The sequence below is a fragment of the Paenibacillus sp. UNC499MF genome (assembly GCF_900107975.1).
Taxonomy (GTDB): domain Bacteria; phylum Bacillota; class Bacilli; order Paenibacillales; family NBRC-103111; genus Paenibacillus_F.
This window is the reverse complement of sequence record NZ_FNVF01000013.1, coordinates 66590-86732: the sequence shown is the minus strand read 5'-3', so window position 1 is coordinate 86732 and position 20143 is coordinate 66590. Positions and strand designations below refer to the sequence as shown.

Genomic DNA, 20143 nt, shown 5'->3' with positions numbered 1-20143 from the left:
GGATGAGTGGAAGTGGAGGCTGCTGTTTTGTAAGCGGTCTTTTATTTTTGCCGTAATCCATGAAGTAAGTTCGGACAAGGGGCAGTGCTCACATTCGTACTTTTCGGCAGAAATGGAGGACAGCGTGTGAAAACTATTCAGTCCCTTTTACAAAACAAAGCCCGGTTAACGCTGGGATATCTGCTCTGTATCGCTTTAGCGCTGCTTTTTGAAGCAAGCAGGCTTCATCTTATCTACGGAATCGCCTTCTCGTTTTCCAGCATTTTTCTCCTGTTCGCCATATCGTTGTTCGGCGTCCGTCTGGGCCTCCTGGCCGGCGTCGTTACCCAGCTGTTCTCCTTTTTCTTACTACACCATCCTACATTTGAATGGATCGGCCTTCTCGAACTTGCGGCGGTCGGCTTCCTTAACCGGAAAAAACCGGGAAAGCTGCTTACCTGGGACACGGTTTACTGGCTCCTGATCGGGCTCCCGCTGATGATCGTCATTTATTACGGCTTCTACAAATTCGTATCGGACGAGCTGATCCTGATGCTCCTGATAACGCTGTCAAACGGGTTGTTCAACGCGCTTGTCGCAGATATTTTGCTGAAATACCTGCCTCTTTTTCATTGGTTCGGCCTTGTCAAAGAGCGGGAAAGGACCTACTCTTACAGCAAAGTTCTGTTCCACCTGTCGATTATGGCCGTCGCCCTCCCGTCGCTCCTTTATATCGTGATGAACAGCTGGTATTCCGAGAAGCTGTCGATCCAGAACTCCAGGCAGCTTGCGATAAACACGGCGAACAGCATTAACCAGGAGCTGAACCAGTGGGGGGCCGAGGATATTCTGGGCATCAGGCTCAAGGGACTGATACAAGTGGGGTATCTGCAGGAACTGGTGAATAAATACACCTCGGAGCAGTTGTTCAGGATCGTCATTACGGACCGGTCCAACAAAGTTTTGGCGGCCGATCGGCAGAGCTACATGCTGAACCAGGTTTATGACTGGAGGAGCGGCAATAATGTTGTGGGACTGGACGATAACTTTTATCAGGTCCTTCCGGGGCGCGAACAAACCGCTCTGCCCGCCCATCAGTGGCGGGAGGGCAGTTATATCTACGATAATGCGGTCGCCAGACTGCCCCTGCACGTATACATCGACATTCCGATCCGCCATTATCAGGTCGGCGTGTTTTCCCAGTACTTGTCGCAGCTCTGGTATCTGCTCTTATTTGCGGCAGCCGCAGCCGCCACCGCCTTGTACTTAAGCCGTGTGTTGATTCAGGGGCTTTCCAAACTGGCGACCTCCACAACGGACCTGCCGGAAAAATTGAAGCAGATGAAGGAAATCGAATGGCCGAGCAGCCGCATTTCGGAGATTACCTCGCTCACCTATAACTTCCGGCAGATGTCCCTTAACCTGCTGAGTATGTTTCATCAATCGCAGAACATGAACCAGCGCCTGCAGGAGCAGACGGACAAGCTTCGTCTTTCGGAGGAAAAGCTGCACCAGCTTGCTTTTTACGATATCCTCACGGGGCTTCCCAACCGGTTGTATTTCACAACCTACCTGCAAAGCATGCTTTCGGAGGCGGCACATACGCCCAAGCAGGTGGCGGTCATGTTCGCCGATTTAAACCGGTTCAAGCAGATTAACGATACGCTGGGCCACGACATCGGCGATCTGCTGCTCAAAGAGATCGGCGACCGGTTCGCGCGCAGCGTTACCGAATCGTGCAAGCTGTTCCGGATCGGCGGAGACGAGTTCGTCATGGTCATTGAAGATGCCGATGACGCGAAAGCGACGGCCGTGGCGCGCAGCATGTTCGAGGCGCTCGACGAACCCGTCAGGCTGATGGAATCGTCCCTGTACAGTTCGGTCAGCATCGGCATCAGCATGTTTCCGCGAGACGGCGGCACGATGGAGACCATCGTCAAAAACGCGGATATGGCGATGTATTTCGCCAAATCCATGGGCTGCAGCAACAGTCATCAATTCTATGAAGAAGAACTGAAAATCCGTTTTTCCGAAGAAATGATGATCGACAACGGCATTCAGGAAGCGCTTGCGAATAATCAGCTCGTGCTGCACTATCAGCCGAAAGTCGATACGGCTACCGGCGCGATCAGCGGAATCGAGGCACTTGTGCGCTGGGAGCATCCGGAGCTGGGCCGCATTTCGCCAGATAAATTTATCCCCCTGGCCGAAAGATCGGGGATTATTTACAAAATCGACGAATGGGTTTTGAAGGAAGCCTGCCGTCAAAACAAGGCGTGGCAGGATGAGGGGCTTCCCAAAGTGCCGGTTGCCGTGAACATTTCGGCTCTGCATTTTTCCCAGACGAACCTGCTGGATATGATTCAAAACGCACTGGAACAATCGGGACTGGAAGAATCTTATCTGACGCTGGAAATAACGGAAGGAGTATTTATCGAGAATGTCGAACAGGTCATCGGAATCATTAACCGGATCCGGGAGCGCGGCATTCAGCTCTCGATCGACGATTTCGGAACCGGATATTCTTCCCTTAACCAGCTTCAGCGGCTGCCGATTTCACATGTAAAGCTGGACCGTTCTTTTATCCGGGATATCGGCGGGGAACCCAAAAAGGCCGCCGTAGCCAAGGCTATCATCGAGCTGGCTCACAGCATGAATATGACCGTTGTGGCGGAGGGGGTCGAAACGGCCGAGGAAACGGCCTACTTTGCCCAGTGCCGGTGCGACGAGCTCCAGGGCTACTATTTCAGCAGACCTTTGCCGGCCGGGGAGTTTTCCAGTCTTCTTCAAAAAGGAAATTATGCCGGACTTTTTGCCGGGGTGCATTCAGATTAGCTATACGACGGGAGGAAACGAGTTGTGGTCAAACTTACTAAAATTTTCATGCTGCTGCTCTTGTTCATAGTAACCACCACGGGCTGCTTCCGGTCCGAACCGCTCAATCCCGCTTCATCTGCTCCCGCCGAAAAGCCGGCTCCTTCCACGGGAAAAGCGGCCGTTCCGAACCGGTTGACGGTATGGACCCATTACGGCGGAATCGAGCCCATGGCGGACAAGTTTAAAGAAAGCTATCCGGAATTGAGCATTGACATAAAGATCATTCCTTACTCCGAATATGTGGGAGCTTATCTGCAAGCGCTGGCCGATGGGAAGCCGCCGGACGTTATGATGGTCGACAGCACCGATTTCGGTAATTTTTCGGCGATCGAAGGGCTGGAGGATCTGCTTAAGCCTCCTTATCAGGCGGGGAAATACCGGAATGATTTCAGCCCGTCCCTTTGGGAAAGCGGCATGTCGGCGGACGGAAGCGAGCTGATTGGCCTTCCGCTGTCCACGGCGCCTACCGTCACCTATTACCGGGAGGACATTATGAAGCAGTACGGGTTTCCTTCGGAGCCCGAGGAGCTTGCCAAGTATATGGAAGACCCCGCAAACTGGCTGCATATGGCCAAAAAGCTGCGCGAGCATAACATTTATTTGACGCAGTGGGTGAACGAGACGGTTCAGCTCTTTGAGCGTTCGGAAGGCATTTTCGACCGCAAGCTGAATTTTATGCGCTACAATGAAGCGTTTCACAAAGCCGTCGACATCGCTAAAAAAGTTAACGATTTCGGTTTGGAGGCCCATCTGGACGTATGGGGCGATATGGGCCGGAAGGCGGTTCAGGACGGAACGATCGCCATGATGTATTTCGGGACATGGGGAGTCGAACAAATTCAGGCGTGGGCGCCCGAGACGGCCGGGAAATGGCGTGAAACAAGACTTCCTTTCGGCTTGTACGGCTGGCAGAACAGCACCAATTTTCTTCTCCCATCGAAAGGCGCCAACAAAGAGATGGGCTGGAAATTCATTGAATTCGCCGTTACCGAATACAGCAAGGAAGGCCTCAGCGGAGCGGTTCCGGCCTATTTGCCCGCCCGCGGAAATGCGAAGGAACTGGCGGCTACGAATTCGTTCCTCGGCGGGCAGAAAACTTATGCGCTTCATGAGGATTTGATGACCCGGGTAAGGGAATTTCCTTCCACGCCGCTGGACGCCAAGGCCCAGGAAATTTGGGAAAGCGAGATCGCAAGCGGCATTGAGAAAAGATTGGACACCAAACAGATTATCGCGGACGCAAGGGATAAGATCGAACAATCCCTGGCGAAAGAGAAGCAAATTTTATTGGATACGATGAAGAAAAAATAAAAAACAGCAGCCCGCCCGTCAATACGGGGCGGAGCTGCTGTTTTGCCGTTCCGGTCAGGAAGACGGTACGCCTTCCGCGGTATTACTTTTTAGTCCAGAGAGCCGGTACGTTGGAAGGTTCCCAACCCTGCAGAGAGGTATGCGGCTGCCGGCAAATATAAGTCGAGCCGCTGTATGTGACTTCGTCATTAGCCTTGTAGCTGACGCCGGGCGCCCATGCGGCAGGACCTCCCGGAGCTGTGGGATCCGTGGTGGCCTGGATGGAAGCGGCTGCGGACACATTGCCGGCCGCGTCTTTGGCTTTCACGGTGAACGTATACGCCGTGTTCGCGGTCAGTCCCGTGATGACGACTGTCGTACCTGTAACGTTCACGGTGCTGGTGCCGTACGAAACGGTATAACCCGTTACGCCTACATTATCCGTGGAAGCGGTCCAGCCGAGGCTGACGCTGTTCGCGGATTTTGCCGTTACTTTCAGTGCCGTCGGCGCGGTAGGGGCGGTCGTGTCGCCGGAGCCGCCGCCGTTAGCCGTAGTAACGGCCAGAGGGGTGCTTGCCGCGGATACGTTGCCGGCCGCGTCTTTCGCTTTTACGGTAAACGTGTAGGCCGTGTTTGCCGTAAGATTGCCGACGTTGTAAGTCGTGCTGGTCGTATCGGCGATTTTGGCCGTGCCTTGATAAACCTCATAGCCGGTTACGCCGGTATTATCCGTGGATGCGTTCCACGTGAGCGTGACGCCGGTAGCCGTTACGTTGGAAGAACGGAGATTACCCGGAACGGAAGGCGCCTGCGTATCGCCGGGCGTTCCCGTACCGAAGCTGTCCAGATAAGCGCGGTGGCTGTTGGAGAACTCGAAGTTGTTGAACTTATCCCAGTTGATGGACCAGGTCATCAGGCCTCTCAGTCCCGGTTGAACGGAACCGCGGAGGGTATAGGAGCCGAAAGCTTTGCCTTTCATCAGATAGTCCAGCGCTTTATGCACTTCGGAGACACTTGTGAAGCCGCCGCCCGCGTTGCCGTTAGCCGGAAGTCCGACCACGACTTGATCCGGACGCAGAGCCGGGAAGACGGAGTTCGGGTTTTTGGCGATCGGGAAGCCCGTAAGCAGCATATCGGTCATAGCGACGTGGAAGTCGGCTACGCCCATTGTGTGGTACTGATCGTCCAGTCCCGTGATAGGTCCGGAATTGTAGAGCTGAACCTGCAGCCAGTCCAAAATGTCGCGAACGCCGTAAATGACGGGCAGGTAAGCTCCCGCACGCGTATCGCAGCCGCTGCATGTGCCTCCGTAGAAGGAGTAGCCGAGCTGAACGAAAAACGTTTCCGGAGCCATGGTCAGCATGAATTTGTCGCCGAAGGAATCATGAAGCTCGCGGATAGCCGAAATCAGGTTCGTAATAACCGGAGTAGTCGGATTTTTAAAATCGGCATCTCCCGGGTTCAGATAAAGGGAGTGGCCTTCAAAATCGATATCCAGACCGTCAAAGCCGTACTTGGAAATAATGGACTTCATGGAGCTTACAAAGTTGCTGCGCGCGCCGGCCGTTGTCAATTGAACCTGACCGTTCGCGCCGCCGATGGAAATAATGACTTTCTTGCCTTGGCTTTGCAGATAAGCGACATCGGCTTTAAAGTCGGCATCTGTGTAGTTGAAAGGAGTGAATCCGATCGTTCCCGTCGTCGATCCGCCTACAGGCTCGGCAAAGGAAACGTTGATCACGTCAAATTTGGGGGAAATGTCGCGCAGACGGATGAAGCCGGAACCGTTGTCGAAGTTGTGCCAGTAGCCGACGAGCACTTTCGTGCTCGGAGACAGAGCGGATGCCGAAGCCGGGCTTGCGGCAGAGCTTCCCGGAGCAACGGCGGGAATAGCTGCGCCCGCACCTGCGATCAGATTAGAGGCAAGCGCCGCGCCGCTGGAAGAAACAGAAGCGGGAGAACCCGCTCCCGCCCCGCAATCGCTGATATATTTCCATACGCCGTATTGGTTGGAAGAATCCGGGCGTTCGCCCTGCGTCCACCATTTTGCTTCATAAATTTTGCCGTTATAAGAGACGCGTTGTCCGCCGGTGTACGACTTGCTTGTGTCCCAAGCCGCCGGGCAAACGGAGCCGCCGGAGCCGCTGTCCGTCGTAGCCGAAACGGTTGCCGCTGCGGAAAGGTTGCCCGCCGCGTCTTTCGCTTTTACGCTGAACGTATAAGCGGTGCCGGCCGTCAGGCCGCTGATCGTTGCGGTCGTGCCGGTAACGTTCACGCTCGTGCTGCCGTAAGTTACGGTGTAGCCGGTTACGCCCACGTTGTCGGTGGAAGCCGTCCAGCCCAGTGTTACGCTGGTCGACGTTTTGGCGGTTACGGCCAGATTGGCCGGAGCCGTCGGTGCCGTCGTATCGGTTCCGCCGCCGGAGCTTGCGTCGGTAGTTACGGAAACGGCTGTGCTGGCCGCGGATACGTTGCCCGCCGCGTCTTTCGCTTTAACCGTGAAGGAGTAAGCCGTGCTTGGCGTCAGACCCGTGATCGTTGCGTTCGTCGTTGTTACATCTACTGTCTTGGTGCCGTATGTGACCGTGTAGCCCGTTACGCCGACATTGTCGGTCGAAGCGTTCCAGGAAAGCGTAACGCTTGTGGACGTCTTAGCCGTCGATTTCAGGTTGGCCGGTACGGAAGGCGCAATCGTGTCGCCGACCGGTGCGGAACCCGACAGATCCGTCGTGACTTTCTTCAGAAGCGTCTTGTTGCGGTCGCCGCTGAATTCCCACAGCATGCCGCCGCCAAGACCTTTGGACTTGATGAAGCTTGTTTTATACCCGATGGATTCGGCATCGTCGTAAGAGATAAACGTGCCGTTCGTAGCGTTGTACAGGAACGGAACTTTCGCCGTGTTATTCCAGTAGCGGGTGTAGCCGTTTTTGTTGATATAGTTGGCTTCCAGATCGTAGAAATCGAAAGAGCCTTTCTCCCACGTTCCGGTAGTCGCCAGACCTGCACACTGCTGGTATTCGCCGTTAGCCGTGTTCTTGCAGCCGCTCCAGCCGCGTCCGTAGAAGGCGAGGCCGAGGACGATTTTGCTGGCCGGTACGCCTGCGTTGATATGCCCTTGTACGCCTTTCTCCACGTTGAACGTGTCGGCGTTCGGTACGCCTGCGGCGATTGCGGCCGGATCGGCATAAAGAGGGGCGTTATGAGCGCTGATCGTCTGCCAGCCGCCGTTAAAGTCGTACGTCATGATGTTGATCCAGTCCAGATACTTGGCCATGTTGCCGAGCTCGGTGTTGGCCGCGTAAGTCGGACCTGCGCCGGAAGCGATTGTGAGGAGATACTTCTTGTTGTCGGTCGTGCCGGCCGCATCCAGCTTCTCACGGATTTTCTGAAGCAGCAGCGTGTAATTCTGCTTATCTTCCGGACGTGCGGAGTTGCCCGCAAGACCGCCGCCAACCGGATACTCCCAGTCAAGGTCGACGCCGTCAAACTGATATTTGCGGATAAAGTCAACCGCGGAGTTCGCGAACACTTCACGCGTTGCGGCGCTCGCGGCTACATCGGAGAAACGGTTGGACCAGGACCAGCCGCCAACGGAAATGATCGTCTTGAGGTTCGGGTTGGCTTGTTTCAGCTTGATCAGCTGTTTCAGGTTACCGCGGACAGGCTCATCCCAAGTGTCCCCTGGAAAGCTCTTCTGGGTATCGATCCAAGGATCGCCGAGCACGATCGTGCCGTTCGGAACGTTAATGTTGGCTCCCGCAGCGTCTTGGCAGGCCCACGTTTGCGGGTTCGGACCGGTCGGGTCCGGATTGCCGTGTTTGCCGTCCCAGCAAATGTCGGCGAAAGCGTAGTTGATGTGCGTAACTTTGGAAGCATCAACGTCGGCTACGTTGTAATTGCGGCCGTAAGCGGCCCATGAAGGGTAATAGCCCACGACTTTATAAGACTCCGCCGCCGACGCTTTCTGCGCGCCTAAACCCAGGAACGGGAATAAAGACACGATGAGGGTAACGATCAGCAGGATGCCGAGCGCGATCCGGGCCGGTGATTTGGGGCGCCGGGCTTTGGCAGATTGCCGGGATTTCTGGTTCATTAAGTAAAGCCTCCTTTTCGGATAGGAAAATATGATAACGCTTACATTAACAAAGGTCCGCAGAACTTGAACAACATCCGGAATGTTCCGCACGGGTTCGGTTCCTGGCTGTATGCACCTCCTTATGAGATAACCGTCGAAATGGAGAAGAAGAGTGTAAGGTTGAACGACCGGCCTGGACTGACTTTGACATAGGCGGCAGACCGGGCAAAAAAATCGAAAGGCAAGCTTCTTCTTCTCGCGATGTAATCGGTTAACTAGTTTCAGTATCAAGGAAAATGAAGGGAAGCAAAAGGGGTAACATTAGACGATGAGGGAGAATTTTCTCTATTATCCGCCCTTTTTTTACAAGAAACGGGCCTTCGGCCTGAACGAAGGTCAATTAGCAACCGGCGTGATTCACAGGCGGCATACTAAGGTCCCGAACAGAAACGGAGAACCCCGTAAACTTGCCCCCGCATGTAAAAAAGCACCGCCATGACGGGGTGCTCTCGGGGTTATTTTTCCGGCGTTTACGAAGCTTCGCCGATCTTGAACTTGTTGATCTCGCGGTACAGGCTTTCCGCGAGTCCGTTCATCTCGTCGGCCTGCACGGCGATGCTCCGGATGGAGGCGTCGTTCTCGGTCGAAGCCGAGGTCACCTCCTGCACGCCCGCGGACGTCTGCTCGGCAATTTCTGCCATATGGCGGATCGTGCCGACAAGCTGCGCGCTGCTGTGCAGGGAACGCTCGATGCGGCCGTTGACGAATTGAATCTGATTCGTCACGACTTCCATCGCGCGTTCGATCGCCCCGAACGAGCCGAGCGATTCGCGGACGGTCAGCTCCTGGGCGTCCGCGTGGCGCTTCGCATCCGTGACGCGGGCCTGCATCTCGCGCATCCGGCTCTCCACGGATGCGATCGTACCCGCGGCGCGGCGGGCTTCGTCGCTCGACTGCTGCGCGAGCTGGCGCACTTCCGCGGCGATGACGGCGAAGCCGCGCCCGCTGGAGCCGGCTGCAGCCGCCTCGATGGCGGCGTTGAGCGCCAGCAGGTGCGTCCTGGACGCGATCTCGGTAATCGCGTCCAGGATGGTGCCGATGCGGCGGGAATCGCCCGCCAGCGTCGCCATCGCTTCCTGCACCTGCCCGAGAACCCGCCGCGTGGCGCCGCTGGCTTCCTCCAGCGAGTGCACGGAGCGGGAGCCCCGCACGGTGACCTCCGCGGCTTCCCGGCTCGCCTGGCTCATCACCGCCGCGTATTCGGCGATCTCGCGCGTCTCGCTTTCGAGCCCGGCGACGGAGGTGGACGCATGCTCGGAATCCGCAGCCTGCTCGGAAGCGCCGTGCGCGATGGCGGACATCGCTTGGACGATGTCCGCGTTGGCCGCCGCCGTGTCGGTGGACACCCGGCGGAAGGTGACCGACTGCCCGGCCAGCGCCGTCGCGATGCCGCTCGTGTGTTCGAGCATCCCGCGGACCTGGGCGGTCATCCGGTCGAAGCTGCGGCTGAGCTCGCCCAGCTCGTCCCCCGCGCGGCTTCCGATTTCATGCCGCAGGTCGCCGGACGCCATGCGCGCGACCGCTTCCTGGAGCTTGCGCACCGGAATGAGGAAGGAGCGGATAAGCAGGACGGCGACGGCCGCGGAAGCGAGAAGAACGAGGACGGCCGCGGCGACGGCGACGGTCACGGTCTGGGCGATGACTTTCTGGGAGTCGTCGACGGCCGCCTGCGCATCGGCCGAGAAGGCGACGTAAAACTTGTCGACCAGCTTAAAGATCGTTTCGCGCAGCGTCTGCCCTTCGCCGTAATAATGAAGCATGCTCAGCTCCATCTCTTTGGGGCTGACTTTCTTTTCCTGAACGAGCTTGGCGGCCGCGTCGAAATTGTTGATATAATCCGCGGAAGCGACGATAAGTCCACCGCGCCACGCTTTTTCCTCTTCGTTCCGTACGGTTCCCTTAATCACCTCAAGAAGACGGTTGTAAACGGTTCTCGTCTGCTCGTACCTTTCTATATAGGAAGGATCTTTGGAAAGCTCCAGTCCGGAAGCGATAATGCTGAGCTCCTGAACCGTTTCTTTCAGCTCCAGCGCGGTCGTTTTCATGGCGACCCGTTCGTTTTGCAGCGCGATCTGCGTGTTGATTTTACTGATTTGATGAACGAGGAAAAAGGCCATCGCCACAAACAGCAGCATCAGAACCCCGAAGCTGGCGATCAATTTGCGTTTCATTGTACTTAAATAGAAGAAGTTCCTCATGTTCACCCTCCGATAGGTCTCTTGGTTTGGGAATCAACCTTTATATAGGTCTATAGTCGCTTTAACTATAAGTCTTCAGTATTAGAGAACGTGACGGGTTTTGTAAAACGGGAGTTAAATAGGCTCATTTCGAAGGAACTTGAGGGGCGAATGGCAGCCCGTAAAAAGTTTTACATGAAATTTACGTTTGGACGACTTGCAGTTTACATTCGCTTGTTACGATGTCCTAGGAAACATAAAACAAAGAAAGAAACGTCAAAGGAGGACATGTACAACATGTTGAAGTTCATGTCGAAAAAAGGGTTATCCATCTCGCTAGCTGCAGTACTTACTCTGGGGGTTTTGGCTGGCTGCGGAAAGACAGACACAAACGCAGGTAGTCCCGCAACATCGAACAAGCCTGCCGAAACAACGGCGGCTCAAGAAATTTCCGGAACGGTTACGGCTTCCGGTTCCAGCGCTCTTCTCCCGCTCGTTAAAGAAGCGGCGAAGCTGTTCATGGAAAAGAATCCGAAGGTTACGATCAACCCGACAGCCGGCGGTTCCGGCAAAGGACTTAAGGACGTAGCGGACGGCATTTCGAATATCGGGAACTCCGACGTGGCCGCAGGCGACGAATACAAAGACAAGAACCTGAAAGAACACGTGGTTGCAATCGCTCCGTTCGCGCTTATCGTAAATCCTGATGTCAATATCGAAGGCTTGACGAAACAGCAGGCAGCCGATATTTTCATGGGCAAAATCAAAAACTGGAAAGAAGTAGGCGGCAAGGACGCTCCGATCAATGTCGTTCACCGTCCGGATTCCTCCGGTTCCCGTAAGCTTGTTCAGCAAATCGTGCTGGACGGCAAAGACTTTACAAAAGAAGGCGTCGTTCAAGAAAGCACGGGCGCCGTTAAAACGGCCGTAGGCAGCCAGTCCGGCTCCATCGGTTACATCGATACGCCGTACCTGGACAACACCGTTAAAGCTCTGAAATTCGACAACGTCGCTTTCGCCAAAGAAACGATCAAAGACGGCAGCTACAAGCTGTTCGGAACCGAGCGCATGTACACGAAAGGCGAGCCTACCGGCGCGACCAAAGCTTTCCTTGACTACATCATGAGCCCTGAGTTCCAAACGAAAAAAGTGGAGGAACTGAAGTTCCTTCCGGCTGACCTTCTGAAAAAATAAGACGTATAACCTCATGGGATGTCCTGAAGCTTATCGACTTCGGGGCATCTTTTTTATTTGCCGCAAAATTTACACGGGCTTTACAATTGATTAATTTTGTATTTACAAACAGGGCCTATGATTAAGAAGAATCATTTAGTACTTTGTGCTTACCGATCATGCACGCATTCCGATTGAAGGGGGCTTCCCGTTTGTGAACACTTACGCTCAGCAAACAACGAAGACGAAGGAGCAGAGCCGGCAAAACCGTCAAAGCCAGAAAGGACCCACACGCTGGATGAAACTGCAAAAACGGCAGGACAGCGTGATGAAGCTGCTGTTCGTCGGCAGTGCGGCACTCGTCTCGATTGTCATATTTTCGATTATTTTGTTTGTCGGTGTACAAGGCATGCGCACCTTCTCGGGCGTCAGCCCGATTGAATTCTTTTTTTCGACAGACTGGACGCCTAGCGCGGACAAATTCGGAGCGTTTCCGTTCCTGTTCAGTACTTTTCTGTTAACGATGCTCGCCATTGTACTTGCGGTCCCACTCGCCGTCGCGGGAGCCGTCTTCATGGCTAAGATCGCGCCGAAATGGGTGAGAGAGATCATGCGGCCGGCAACGGACCTGTTCGTGGGCATTCCGTCGGTCGTATACGGCCTGATCGGCCTTACGGTCATCGTGCCTTTTATCGGAAAAGTGGTGAACGGGACAGGATACGGGATTTTACCGGCGGGAATCATCCTCGCGATTATGATTCTGCCGACCATCCTGTCCATCTCGGAGGACGCGATCCGCGCACTGCCTCCGCGGCTGGAAGAAGCGTCGCTGGCGCTCGGAGCCACCCGCTGGCAGACGATTTGGCGCGTGCTGCTTCCCGCGGCCCGGCCGGGGATTCTGACCGGCGTGGTGCTGGGAATCGGACGGGCCATCGGTGAGACGATGGCGGTATTCATGGTCATCGGAAATTCGCCGCAGATGCCCAAGTCGCTGATTGACTCGACCACGGTTCTGACGACGGCAATCGTGAAGGACATGGGGAACACGAACTACGGATCGACCTGGAACAACGCGTTGTATTTGATGGCCTTTGTTCTGCTGATCACTTCGCTGCTGCTGATTCTGATCATCCGTGTCGTATCAAGAAGGAGTGAAGTGAAATGAACAGTAAAACGACTGACCGGATCGCCACGCTGTTCTTCTGGGCAGCCGGCATCTTTATCCTGCTGATCCTGGCCTGGTTCCTGATCCGGATTCTCGGTGCGGGACTGCCGCATCTTACCTGGGATTTCGTCACGGGCAAGCCGGAAGATATCGTGGCAGGCGGCGGCGTCGGACCGCAGCTATTCAACTCGTTCTATATTTTGTTTCTCTCTCTGCTGTTCTCCCTGCCGGTGGGCCTTGGAGCGGGGATTTACCTGGCGGTGTACGCCAAGAAATCACGTTTTACCGAAATTGTCCGCATGTCCGTCGAAACGCTGTCTTCCGTGCCTTCCATCGTATTCGGTTTGTTCGGATTTCTGTTGTTCGTGGACTTGATGAATTTTAAAATTTCGATTCTGAGCGGTTCCCTTGCTTTGGCGCTGCTGAATCTGCCGGTTCTTGTCCGGGTTACGGAGGAATCGATCCGGACCGTTCCCGAATCGTACTGGGAAGCGAGTCTGGCACTCGGTTCGACCAAATGGCAGGCGATCCGGAAAGTGCTGATTCCTTCCGCGCTGCCGAGCCTGATCACGGGCATTACGCTCGTAGCCGGGCGCGCGCTCGGTGAATCGGCCATCCTGATTTATACGTCGGGCCTTTCCGTATCCCGACATTTCCCGGATTTCAATCCGCTGACGATGGGCGAAACGCTCTCCACGCATTTGTGGTACATCCAGGCGGAAGCCATCGTGCCGGATGCGAAAAAAATCGCGGAAGGCAGCGCGGCGCTCCTTCTTGTAGTCGTACTGATTTTCAACCTGCTTATCGGCATACCTAGCCGAATCATCCAAAAAAGACTTACGGGAGGGAAATAACCTTGACAGCTCCTGCCATGACTATTGCGACCGATACAAAAATAAAAGTAAACGGGCTGGACCTTTTTTACGGGGACAACCAGGCCCTGCACAGCATTGATCTGGACATTGCACCCAATACCGTGTCCGCTCTGATCGGACCTTCCGGCTGCGGGAAATCCACTTTTCTGCGCACGCTCAACCGGATGAACGATCTGATCGACAGCGTAAGAATTAACGGGTCCATTAAGGTGGACGGACAAGATATCTACTCGTCGGAGAGCGACATCGTGTCTCTGCGCAAGCGTGTGGGCATGGTTTTCCAGCGCCCGAACCCGTTCCCGATGAGCATCTATGACAACATTGCTTACGGACCGCGCATTCACGGTCAGAAAAAGCGTGCCGTTCTCGACGAAATCGTGGAACGCAGCCTGAGACAGTCCGCCCTCTGGGACGAAGTGAAGGACCGCCTGAACAAGTCGGCTCTGGGCTTGTCCGGCGGTCAGCAGCAGCGTCTGTGCATCGCCCGTCTGCTGGCGGTCGAGCCCGAAGTGCTGCTGATGGACGAACCGACCTCGGCACTCGATCCGATTTCCACCTTGAAGGTGGAGGAGCTCACGCAGACGCTGAAGGAGCGTTACACGATCATTATCGTGACGCACAACATGCAGCAGGCCGCGCGTATCTCCGACCGCACGTCTTTCTTCCTCAACGGGATTCTCGTTGAGACCGATCAGACCGACAAGATTTTCACTAATCCGAACGATCAGCGCACCGAAGATTACATCACCGGCCGTTTCGGTTAACTCTAAGGGGGCTTCAATGAATAATCGCCTTAATTTTCAACATTCGATTGACGATTTGCAGAACGAACTGCTCGATTTAGGCTCCATGGTTGAAAATTCCATTCATCAGGCTGTCGAAGCGTTGACCCGCCTGGATACGGATCTCGCCCGCCGCACGGTCGAGGACGACGACGCGGTGGATGAGCTGACGCTGCGCATCGAGGAAATGTGCCTGAAGCTCATCGCGCTGCAGCAGCCTATGGCGGGCGATCTGCGGATTATCGGCACGGCGCTCAGCATAGCGACGGATCTGGAGCGGATCGCCGACCATGCCGTGGACATCGCGAAGATTACGATCCGCCTGTCGGGGGAGACGCTCGCCAAGGAATTGATCGATATTCCCCAGATGGCCGAAATCTCTAAAGAGATGCTTCGCGAAAGCCTTGTCGCTTATATGAACCGCAACGTTCATATGGCCGCTTCGCTGGCGGAGAAAGACGATCAGGTAGACAAAATTTTCAGCCGGATCATGACCGATGTCATCGGAATGATGAATGCGGATTTCACACGCAACCGCCAGCTGACGCATCTGATCATGGTGGCCCATTATTTGGAGCGGGTGGCCGACCATGTGACGAACATCGGCGAAAGCGTGATCTACATGGTCACGGGCAAAAGAAAAGACCTGAACGTGTAGAACGGCTGCTAAGCCGTCCGTTGCCGGGCCCGCGCGCAATGAAGCACCGTGCTTGGCGTGCAGATGTGCGAGGCGGCGAACGGCGCGGGGAGACGGACGCAGTCAGCCCTGTGATACAAAGATGCAAAAATCGAAACAGCCTGCCGGGACTTTGTCCGGCAGGCTGTTTCTTTGTAAGCATGGGGAGGGATAGGCTGGAGCGAGAGCAAGAGCAAGAGCAAGAACAAGAGCAAGAGCAAGAGCAAGAGCAAGAACAAGAGCAAGAGCAAGAACAAGAACAAGAGCAAGAACAAGAGCAAGAACAAGAGCAAGAACAAGAGCAAGAACAAGAGCAAGAGCAAGAGCAAACCACCTTGTCCGGAACCGGACATATAAGCAAACTCCGCGCGTACTTGCGAGACAAATTAAAAAACCGCCCTTTGGGGCGGCTTTGCGCGTTTTTATGAAATTTTCCGGTCAGCAGTCGGGGGCGGGGCATAATAAGCCGGGGCTAAAGCACATGCACCAGCTGCTTGACGGAACGTACGATAATGACCTTCTGGCGGCCGACTTTCCGCTGGGAAATCTTTTTCACGTGGGGCGGATAAATCCAGACGGCATCCAGACCGCAGCGGGTAGAGCCGATAATGTCGTTTTTCCAGGAGTTGCCGACCATGACGCCCTGGCCGGGAGCTATGCCGGTTTCTTTCAAGGCGGTCCGGTACAAACCCGGGTGCGGCTTGCGCGGCCCGTCTTTCGTGGAGCTGAAGAGGAGTCCTTCGGGGAAAAAGGAGGACAGCCGGAGCCGCCCGATGTCCCTCTCCAGCCTTTTGCGGCTGCCGTTGCTGATGACCGCGAGCTTGTAGCGCTCGCCCAGAGACGACAGCGTTTCTTCGACGCCGGGAAAAAGCCGGACGTAGTTTCCTTCGGTTTCTTCAATCCGCTCGAAAAAGCCTTTGGCAAACGTTTCGTTCACTGATATGGGAAAAGCGTCCAGCGCCTTTTCGAGGCAGGATATCCGCATTTCTTCGCTGGGATGGTGGCCCCGGGGGCGCAGCTTCCGCAGTTTTTGCCACTCCTGCTTATAAATCTGAAGCGCATTTTCAGGGGAAGCCGCCCCGTCTTCCTGTTCCCATCTTCCGGTGTAGTCTCCCAGTACCTCCGTGAATGCCGAATCGAAGCACTGCCTGCGGTCGACCAATGTATTGTTCATATCAAAAAAAATCATTTTCTTGGGAGCCGGAAAAAAAAAGGGACTCATTTCGGTCCTCCTTCCCTCGCCGGACGAAATCCAGCTGAAAACACCGGACGCGCCGGCTTTGCATCGTACTATCAGTCTATGTGGGGAGAGCGGAGAACATCACCGCAAGCCCGGAAGGATAGGCTCAAAAATTACCGGGCTGAAACTTTTTCATATTCGTCCAGCCTGTGCTATCATGAACGTATATGTCCAAAATTCGGGGTGTAAGATGGAAAAATTGATCGTTATTGATGGAAACAGTATCGCGAGCCGCGCCTTTTACGCGCTGCCTCTGCTGAGCAATTCCGCCGGTCTTCATACGAACGCCGTTTACGGATTCACAACGATGCTCCTCAGACTCATTGAAGAAGAAAAACCGACGCATTTTCTCGTGGCTTTCGACGCGGGCAAAGTGACGTTCCGACATAAAGATTACACGGAATACAAGGGCGGACGGGCCAAAACGCCGCCGGAGCTTTCCGAGCAGTTTCCTCTTATTAAAGAACTGATGAACGCTTTCGGCATCCGCCAGTTCGAGCTGGAAGGCTATGAAGCGGACGATATTATCGGCACGCTGACCAAATCGGCGGAGCAGGAAGGCAAGGACGTGCTGGTCGTTACCGGCGACAAGGATATGCTGCAGCTCGTATCGGACCGCGTAACGGTTGCCGTCACCCGCAAAGGCATCAGTGAAGTGGACCGTTACGATCCGGCGGAGATCAAAGCGAAGTACGGGCTCGTTCCGGCCCAGATCATCGACCTGAAGGGTCTGATGGGCGACTCTTCGGACAATATTCCGGGTATCCCCGGCGTAGGGGAGAAAACGGCTCTGAAGCTGCTGCACGAGTACGGTTCCGTCGAATCCGTGCTGGAGCATGCGGACGAGATGAAGGGCAAGATGAAGGAGAAGATCCGCGACCATGCGGATTCCGCCCGGATGAGCAAAGAAATCGCCACCATTTACCGCGAAGTGCCCATGGATACGGACTGGAGCGGCCTCGCCTTCTCCGGCTTCGAAACGCCCGAGCTCGCGGCCATGTTCCGCAAGCTGGAGTTCAAGTCGCTGCTTGAGAGGCTGGACTTCTCCGGCGCCGAAGGAGGGGACTCTTCCCAAGGGGAGGAGACCGGCCCCGCGGAAGAACTGGTTGTCCGCCTCATAGACGCGGACAACATCACGGACCTGACAAGCGCGCTGAAAGACGTAAGCGCGCTTCACGTGGAGGCCGTGGGGGACAATGCCCACACGGCCGAGCTGGTCGGGGCGGCGTTCCACACGCCGGAAGCGGGCTACTACGTGCCCGCGGCCGTGCTGACCGCTCCCGGAGCAGAAGCGCTGCGCGCCTGGCTGGCGGACGAGCGTGCTCCGAAGAGCACGTGGGACCGCCACCGCGCCGAGCTCGTGCTCGCCTGGAACGGCATCACGCTGGCCGGCGTGACGTTCGACGTGATGCTCGCGGCGTATCTGCTCGATCCGACGGAGTCGTCGCTTACGCTGAGCGGCATCGCGGACAAGTACGGCGCGCTTCATGTAGCGCCGGACGAAGCGGTCTTCGGCAAAGGCGCGAAATTCCGCCTGCCGGAGCCGGAGGCTATCGCGGAGCATCTCGTCCGCAAGGCCGACCGCATCTCCCGCCTGGACGTCTCGCTTCGCGAGAAGCTGGAGCAGGCGGATATGAAGCAGCTCTACTACGAGCTGGAGCTTCCGCTCTCGGGCGTGCTCGCGGATATGGAGCTGCGCGGCATCAAGGTCGATACGGCCGGGCTGAAGCAGCTCGGCGACGAGCTCGCCGTGCAGATCGACCGGACGATGACGGAGATTTACCGCCACGCCGGGATGGAATTCAATATCAACTCCCCGAAGCAGCTGGGGGAAGTGCTGTTTGAGAAATTGCAGCTTCCGGTTCAGAAGAAAACGAAGACGGGGTACTCCACGGATGCCGAGGTGCTGGAAAAGCTGGCCCCTTACCATGAAATCGTGCAGGGCATTCTCCATTACCGGCAGCTTGCCAAGCTCCAGTCCACGTATGTGGAAGGGCTGCTGAAAGAGGTGCGCAAGGAAACCGGCAAGGTTCATACGTACTACAGGCAGACGATCGCGGCCACGGGCCGGCTCAGCAGCCAGTATCCGAACCTGCAGAATATTCCGATCCGGCTGGAGGAAGGCCGCAAAATCCGTAAGATTTTCGTACCTTCGGAGCCGGGCTGGTCCATTCTGGCGGCGGACTATTCGCAGATCGAGCTGCGGGTGCTCGCGCACATTTCGGGAGACGAGAACCTCAAGGAAGCTTTTACGAATAATATGGATATTCACACGAAAACGGCCATGGATGTATTCGGTGTCTCCGAATCCGAAGTGGACGCGAATATGCGCCGCTCGGCGAAGGCCGTCAACTTCGGCATCGTATACGGAATTAGCGATTACGGGCTTTCCCAGAACCTGGCCATCACCCGTAAGGAAGCGAGCCAGTTTATCGAGCAGTATTTCGCCGTTTTCCAGGGTGTCCGCAAGTATATGGACGATATTGTGCAGCAGGCCCGCGAACAGGGGTACGTTACGACACTGCTTCAGCGGCGCCGGTATTTGCCGGAAATTACCGCTTCCAACTTTAACCTCCGTTCTTTCGCGGAAAGAACGGCGATGAATACGCCGATTCAAGGAACGGCGGCCGATATTATCAAGCTTGCCATGGTGCAAATGGACGAGCGTCTTAAAGCGGAAGGCTTGAAAAGCCGGATGCTTCTTCAAGTGCATGACGAACTGATTTTCGAAGTTCCGCCCGAAGAACTTGAAACGATGCGCCGCATCGTGCCGGAAGTCATGGAAGGCGCGCTTGCGCTGGACGTGCCTCTGCTCGCCGAGGTGGATTACGGGTACAACTGGTACGAAGCGAAATAAGAAGAGTGAGATTGTGAAAACACAGCATGAACCGAGGTGAAGCGCCATGCCGGAATTGCCGGAGGTGGAAACCGTCCGGCGGACTCTCAGCCGACTGGTCGTCGGCAAGACGATTCAAGAAGTGGAAGTCCGCCTGAAACGGATTATTCAAAAACCCGAAGAGCCCCAAATGTTCGCCGACCTCCTCGAAGGCCAGACGATTCAGGGTATGAGCCGCAGAGGCAAGTTTCTGCGCTTCCTGCTTGATGACGGCGTGTTAGTGTCCCACCTGCGTATGGAAGGCCGCTACGGCCTTTATGAAGCTTCAGACGAGGTGGAGCCTCACACGCATGTGATTTTCCGTTTTACGGACGGGACCGAGCTCAGATACCGCGATGTGCGGCAGTTCGGCACGATGCATCTTTTCGCGGGAGAGGAAGATCTGAACAGCAAGCCTCTCCATAAGCTGGGGATCGAGCCGCTGGACGAGTCCTTTACGTTCGATGCGTTCCGTCAGGCCATCGGCAAGCGGAGCACGAAGATCAAACCGCTGCTGCTCAATCAAGCATACATCGTCGGACTCGGTAATATTTATGTAGACGAGGCGCTTTTTCTGGCGGGGATTCATCCCGAGAGAGAGGCGGCTTCGCTCACCCGCACCGAGCTTCAGAAACTTCACGAAGCGATTGTCCATACCCTCAAAAGCTCGGTCGAGGCCGGGGGCTCTTCCATCAAATCGTATGTAAACGGTCAAGGCGAATCGGGAAATTTCCAGCATTCCCTGAACATTTACGGCCGTAACGGCAAGCCCTGCGTAAACTGTGGCAGCCTCATCGAGAAAACGGTCGTCGGCGGGCGGGGCACGCATTTCTGCCTGAAATGCCAGCCCCTCAAAAGAACGCGCAGCGCGCCGAAGAAGCGGCTTTAGCACAACTCCT

General features: G+C 55.6%; 13 protein-coding genes. 10 read left to right on the top strand and 3 right to left on the bottom strand.

The window, feature by feature from the left end; genetic code table 11:
* The first annotated feature begins 126 nt into the window (after positions 1 to 126).
* Positions 127 to 2814, top strand: coding sequence for an EAL domain-containing protein (locus tag C4S74_RS21350; protein WP_103997365.1), 2688 nt, complete (start codon positions 127 to 129; stop codon positions 2812 to 2814).
* A gap of 24 nt (positions 2815 to 2838) precedes the next feature.
* Entirely contained in the window at positions 2839 to 4167 is a 1329-nt protein-coding gene (locus C4S74_RS21345; protein WP_103997364.1) for an ABC transporter substrate-binding protein, read from the top strand.
* An 82-nt stretch (positions 4168 to 4249) separates the two neighbouring features.
* Here the strand turns inward: C4S74_RS21345 and C4S74_RS21340 are convergent, their stop codons facing one another.
* Entirely contained in the window at positions 4250 to 8239 is a 3990-nt protein-coding gene (locus C4S74_RS21340) for a glycosyl hydrolase family 18 protein (protein WP_103997363.1), read from the bottom strand.
* Positions 8240 to 8751: 512 nt separating this feature from the next.
* On the bottom strand, positions 8752 to 10479 hold the full coding sequence (locus C4S74_RS21335) for a methyl-accepting chemotaxis protein (protein ID WP_103997362.1): 1728 nt from the start codon (positions 10477 to 10479) through the stop codon (positions 8752 to 8754).
* A 276-nt stretch (positions 10480 to 10755) separates the two neighbouring features.
* On the opposite strand from C4S74_RS21335, the gene C4S74_RS21330 reads away from it, so the two are divergent.
* The 6 genes from C4S74_RS21330 to C4S74_RS26695 all read left to right on the top strand — a co-directional run bounded on the left by C4S74_RS21330 (position 10756) and on the right by C4S74_RS26695 (position 15557).
* Positions 10756 to 11652: a phosphate ABC transporter substrate-binding protein gene (locus tag C4S74_RS21330; RefSeq protein ID WP_103997361.1), complete on the top strand. Its 897-nt coding sequence runs from the start codon at positions 10756 to 10758 to the stop codon at positions 11650 to 11652.
* Positions 11653 to 11929: 277 nt separating this feature from the next.
* Complete coding sequence (gene pstC, locus C4S74_RS21325) at positions 11930 to 12796, top strand: phosphate ABC transporter permease subunit PstC (RefSeq protein WP_317951831.1); 867 nt, start codon at positions 11930 to 11932, stop codon at positions 12794 to 12796.
* The gene (pstA, locus tag C4S74_RS21320; RefSeq protein WP_103997359.1) at positions 12793 to 13650 is read left to right on the top strand and encodes a phosphate ABC transporter permease PstA; all 858 of its coding nucleotides are present in this window, start codon (positions 12793 to 12795) and stop codon (positions 13648 to 13650) included. The genes pstC and pstA overlap by 4 nt, the downstream gene beginning before the upstream one ends.
* A 17-nt stretch (positions 13651 to 13667) precedes the next feature.
* The gene (gene pstB / locus C4S74_RS21315) at positions 13668 to 14435 is read left to right on the top strand and encodes a phosphate ABC transporter ATP-binding protein PstB (RefSeq protein ID WP_103997399.1); all 768 of its coding nucleotides are present in this window, start codon (positions 13668 to 13670) and stop codon (positions 14433 to 14435) included.
* Between the two features lie 16 nt (positions 14436 to 14451).
* Positions 14452 to 15111, top strand: a complete 660-nt coding sequence (gene phoU, locus C4S74_RS21310) for a phosphate signaling complex protein PhoU (protein WP_009671365.1) — start codon at positions 14452 to 14454, stop codon at positions 15109 to 15111.
* 110 nt (positions 15112 to 15221) lie between these two features.
* On the top strand, positions 15222 to 15557 hold the full coding sequence (locus C4S74_RS26695) for a hypothetical protein (protein ID WP_181024492.1): 336 nt from the start codon (positions 15222 to 15224) through the stop codon (positions 15555 to 15557).
* A gap of 44 nt (positions 15558 to 15601) precedes the next feature.
* On the opposite strand, the gene C4S74_RS21300 is transcribed toward C4S74_RS26695, so the two are convergent.
* Entirely contained in the window at positions 15602 to 16351 is a 750-nt protein-coding gene (locus C4S74_RS21300; protein ID WP_103997357.1) for an HAD family hydrolase, read from the bottom strand.
* Positions 16352 to 16559: 208 nt separating this feature from the next.
* Between C4S74_RS21300 and polA the strand changes: the two genes are divergently transcribed.
* Together polA and mutM are read left to right on the top strand one after the other, a co-directional pair.
* Complete coding sequence (polA, locus tag C4S74_RS21295) at positions 16560 to 19226, top strand: DNA polymerase I (protein WP_103997356.1); 2667 nt, start codon at positions 16560 to 16562, stop codon at positions 19224 to 19226.
* A gap of 46 nt (positions 19227 to 19272) precedes the next feature.
* Positions 19273 to 20133, top strand: coding sequence for a DNA-formamidopyrimidine glycosylase (mutM, locus tag C4S74_RS21290; RefSeq protein WP_103997355.1), 861 nt, complete (start codon positions 19273 to 19275; stop codon positions 20131 to 20133).
* The last annotated feature ends 10 nt before the right edge of the window (positions 20134 to 20143 follow it).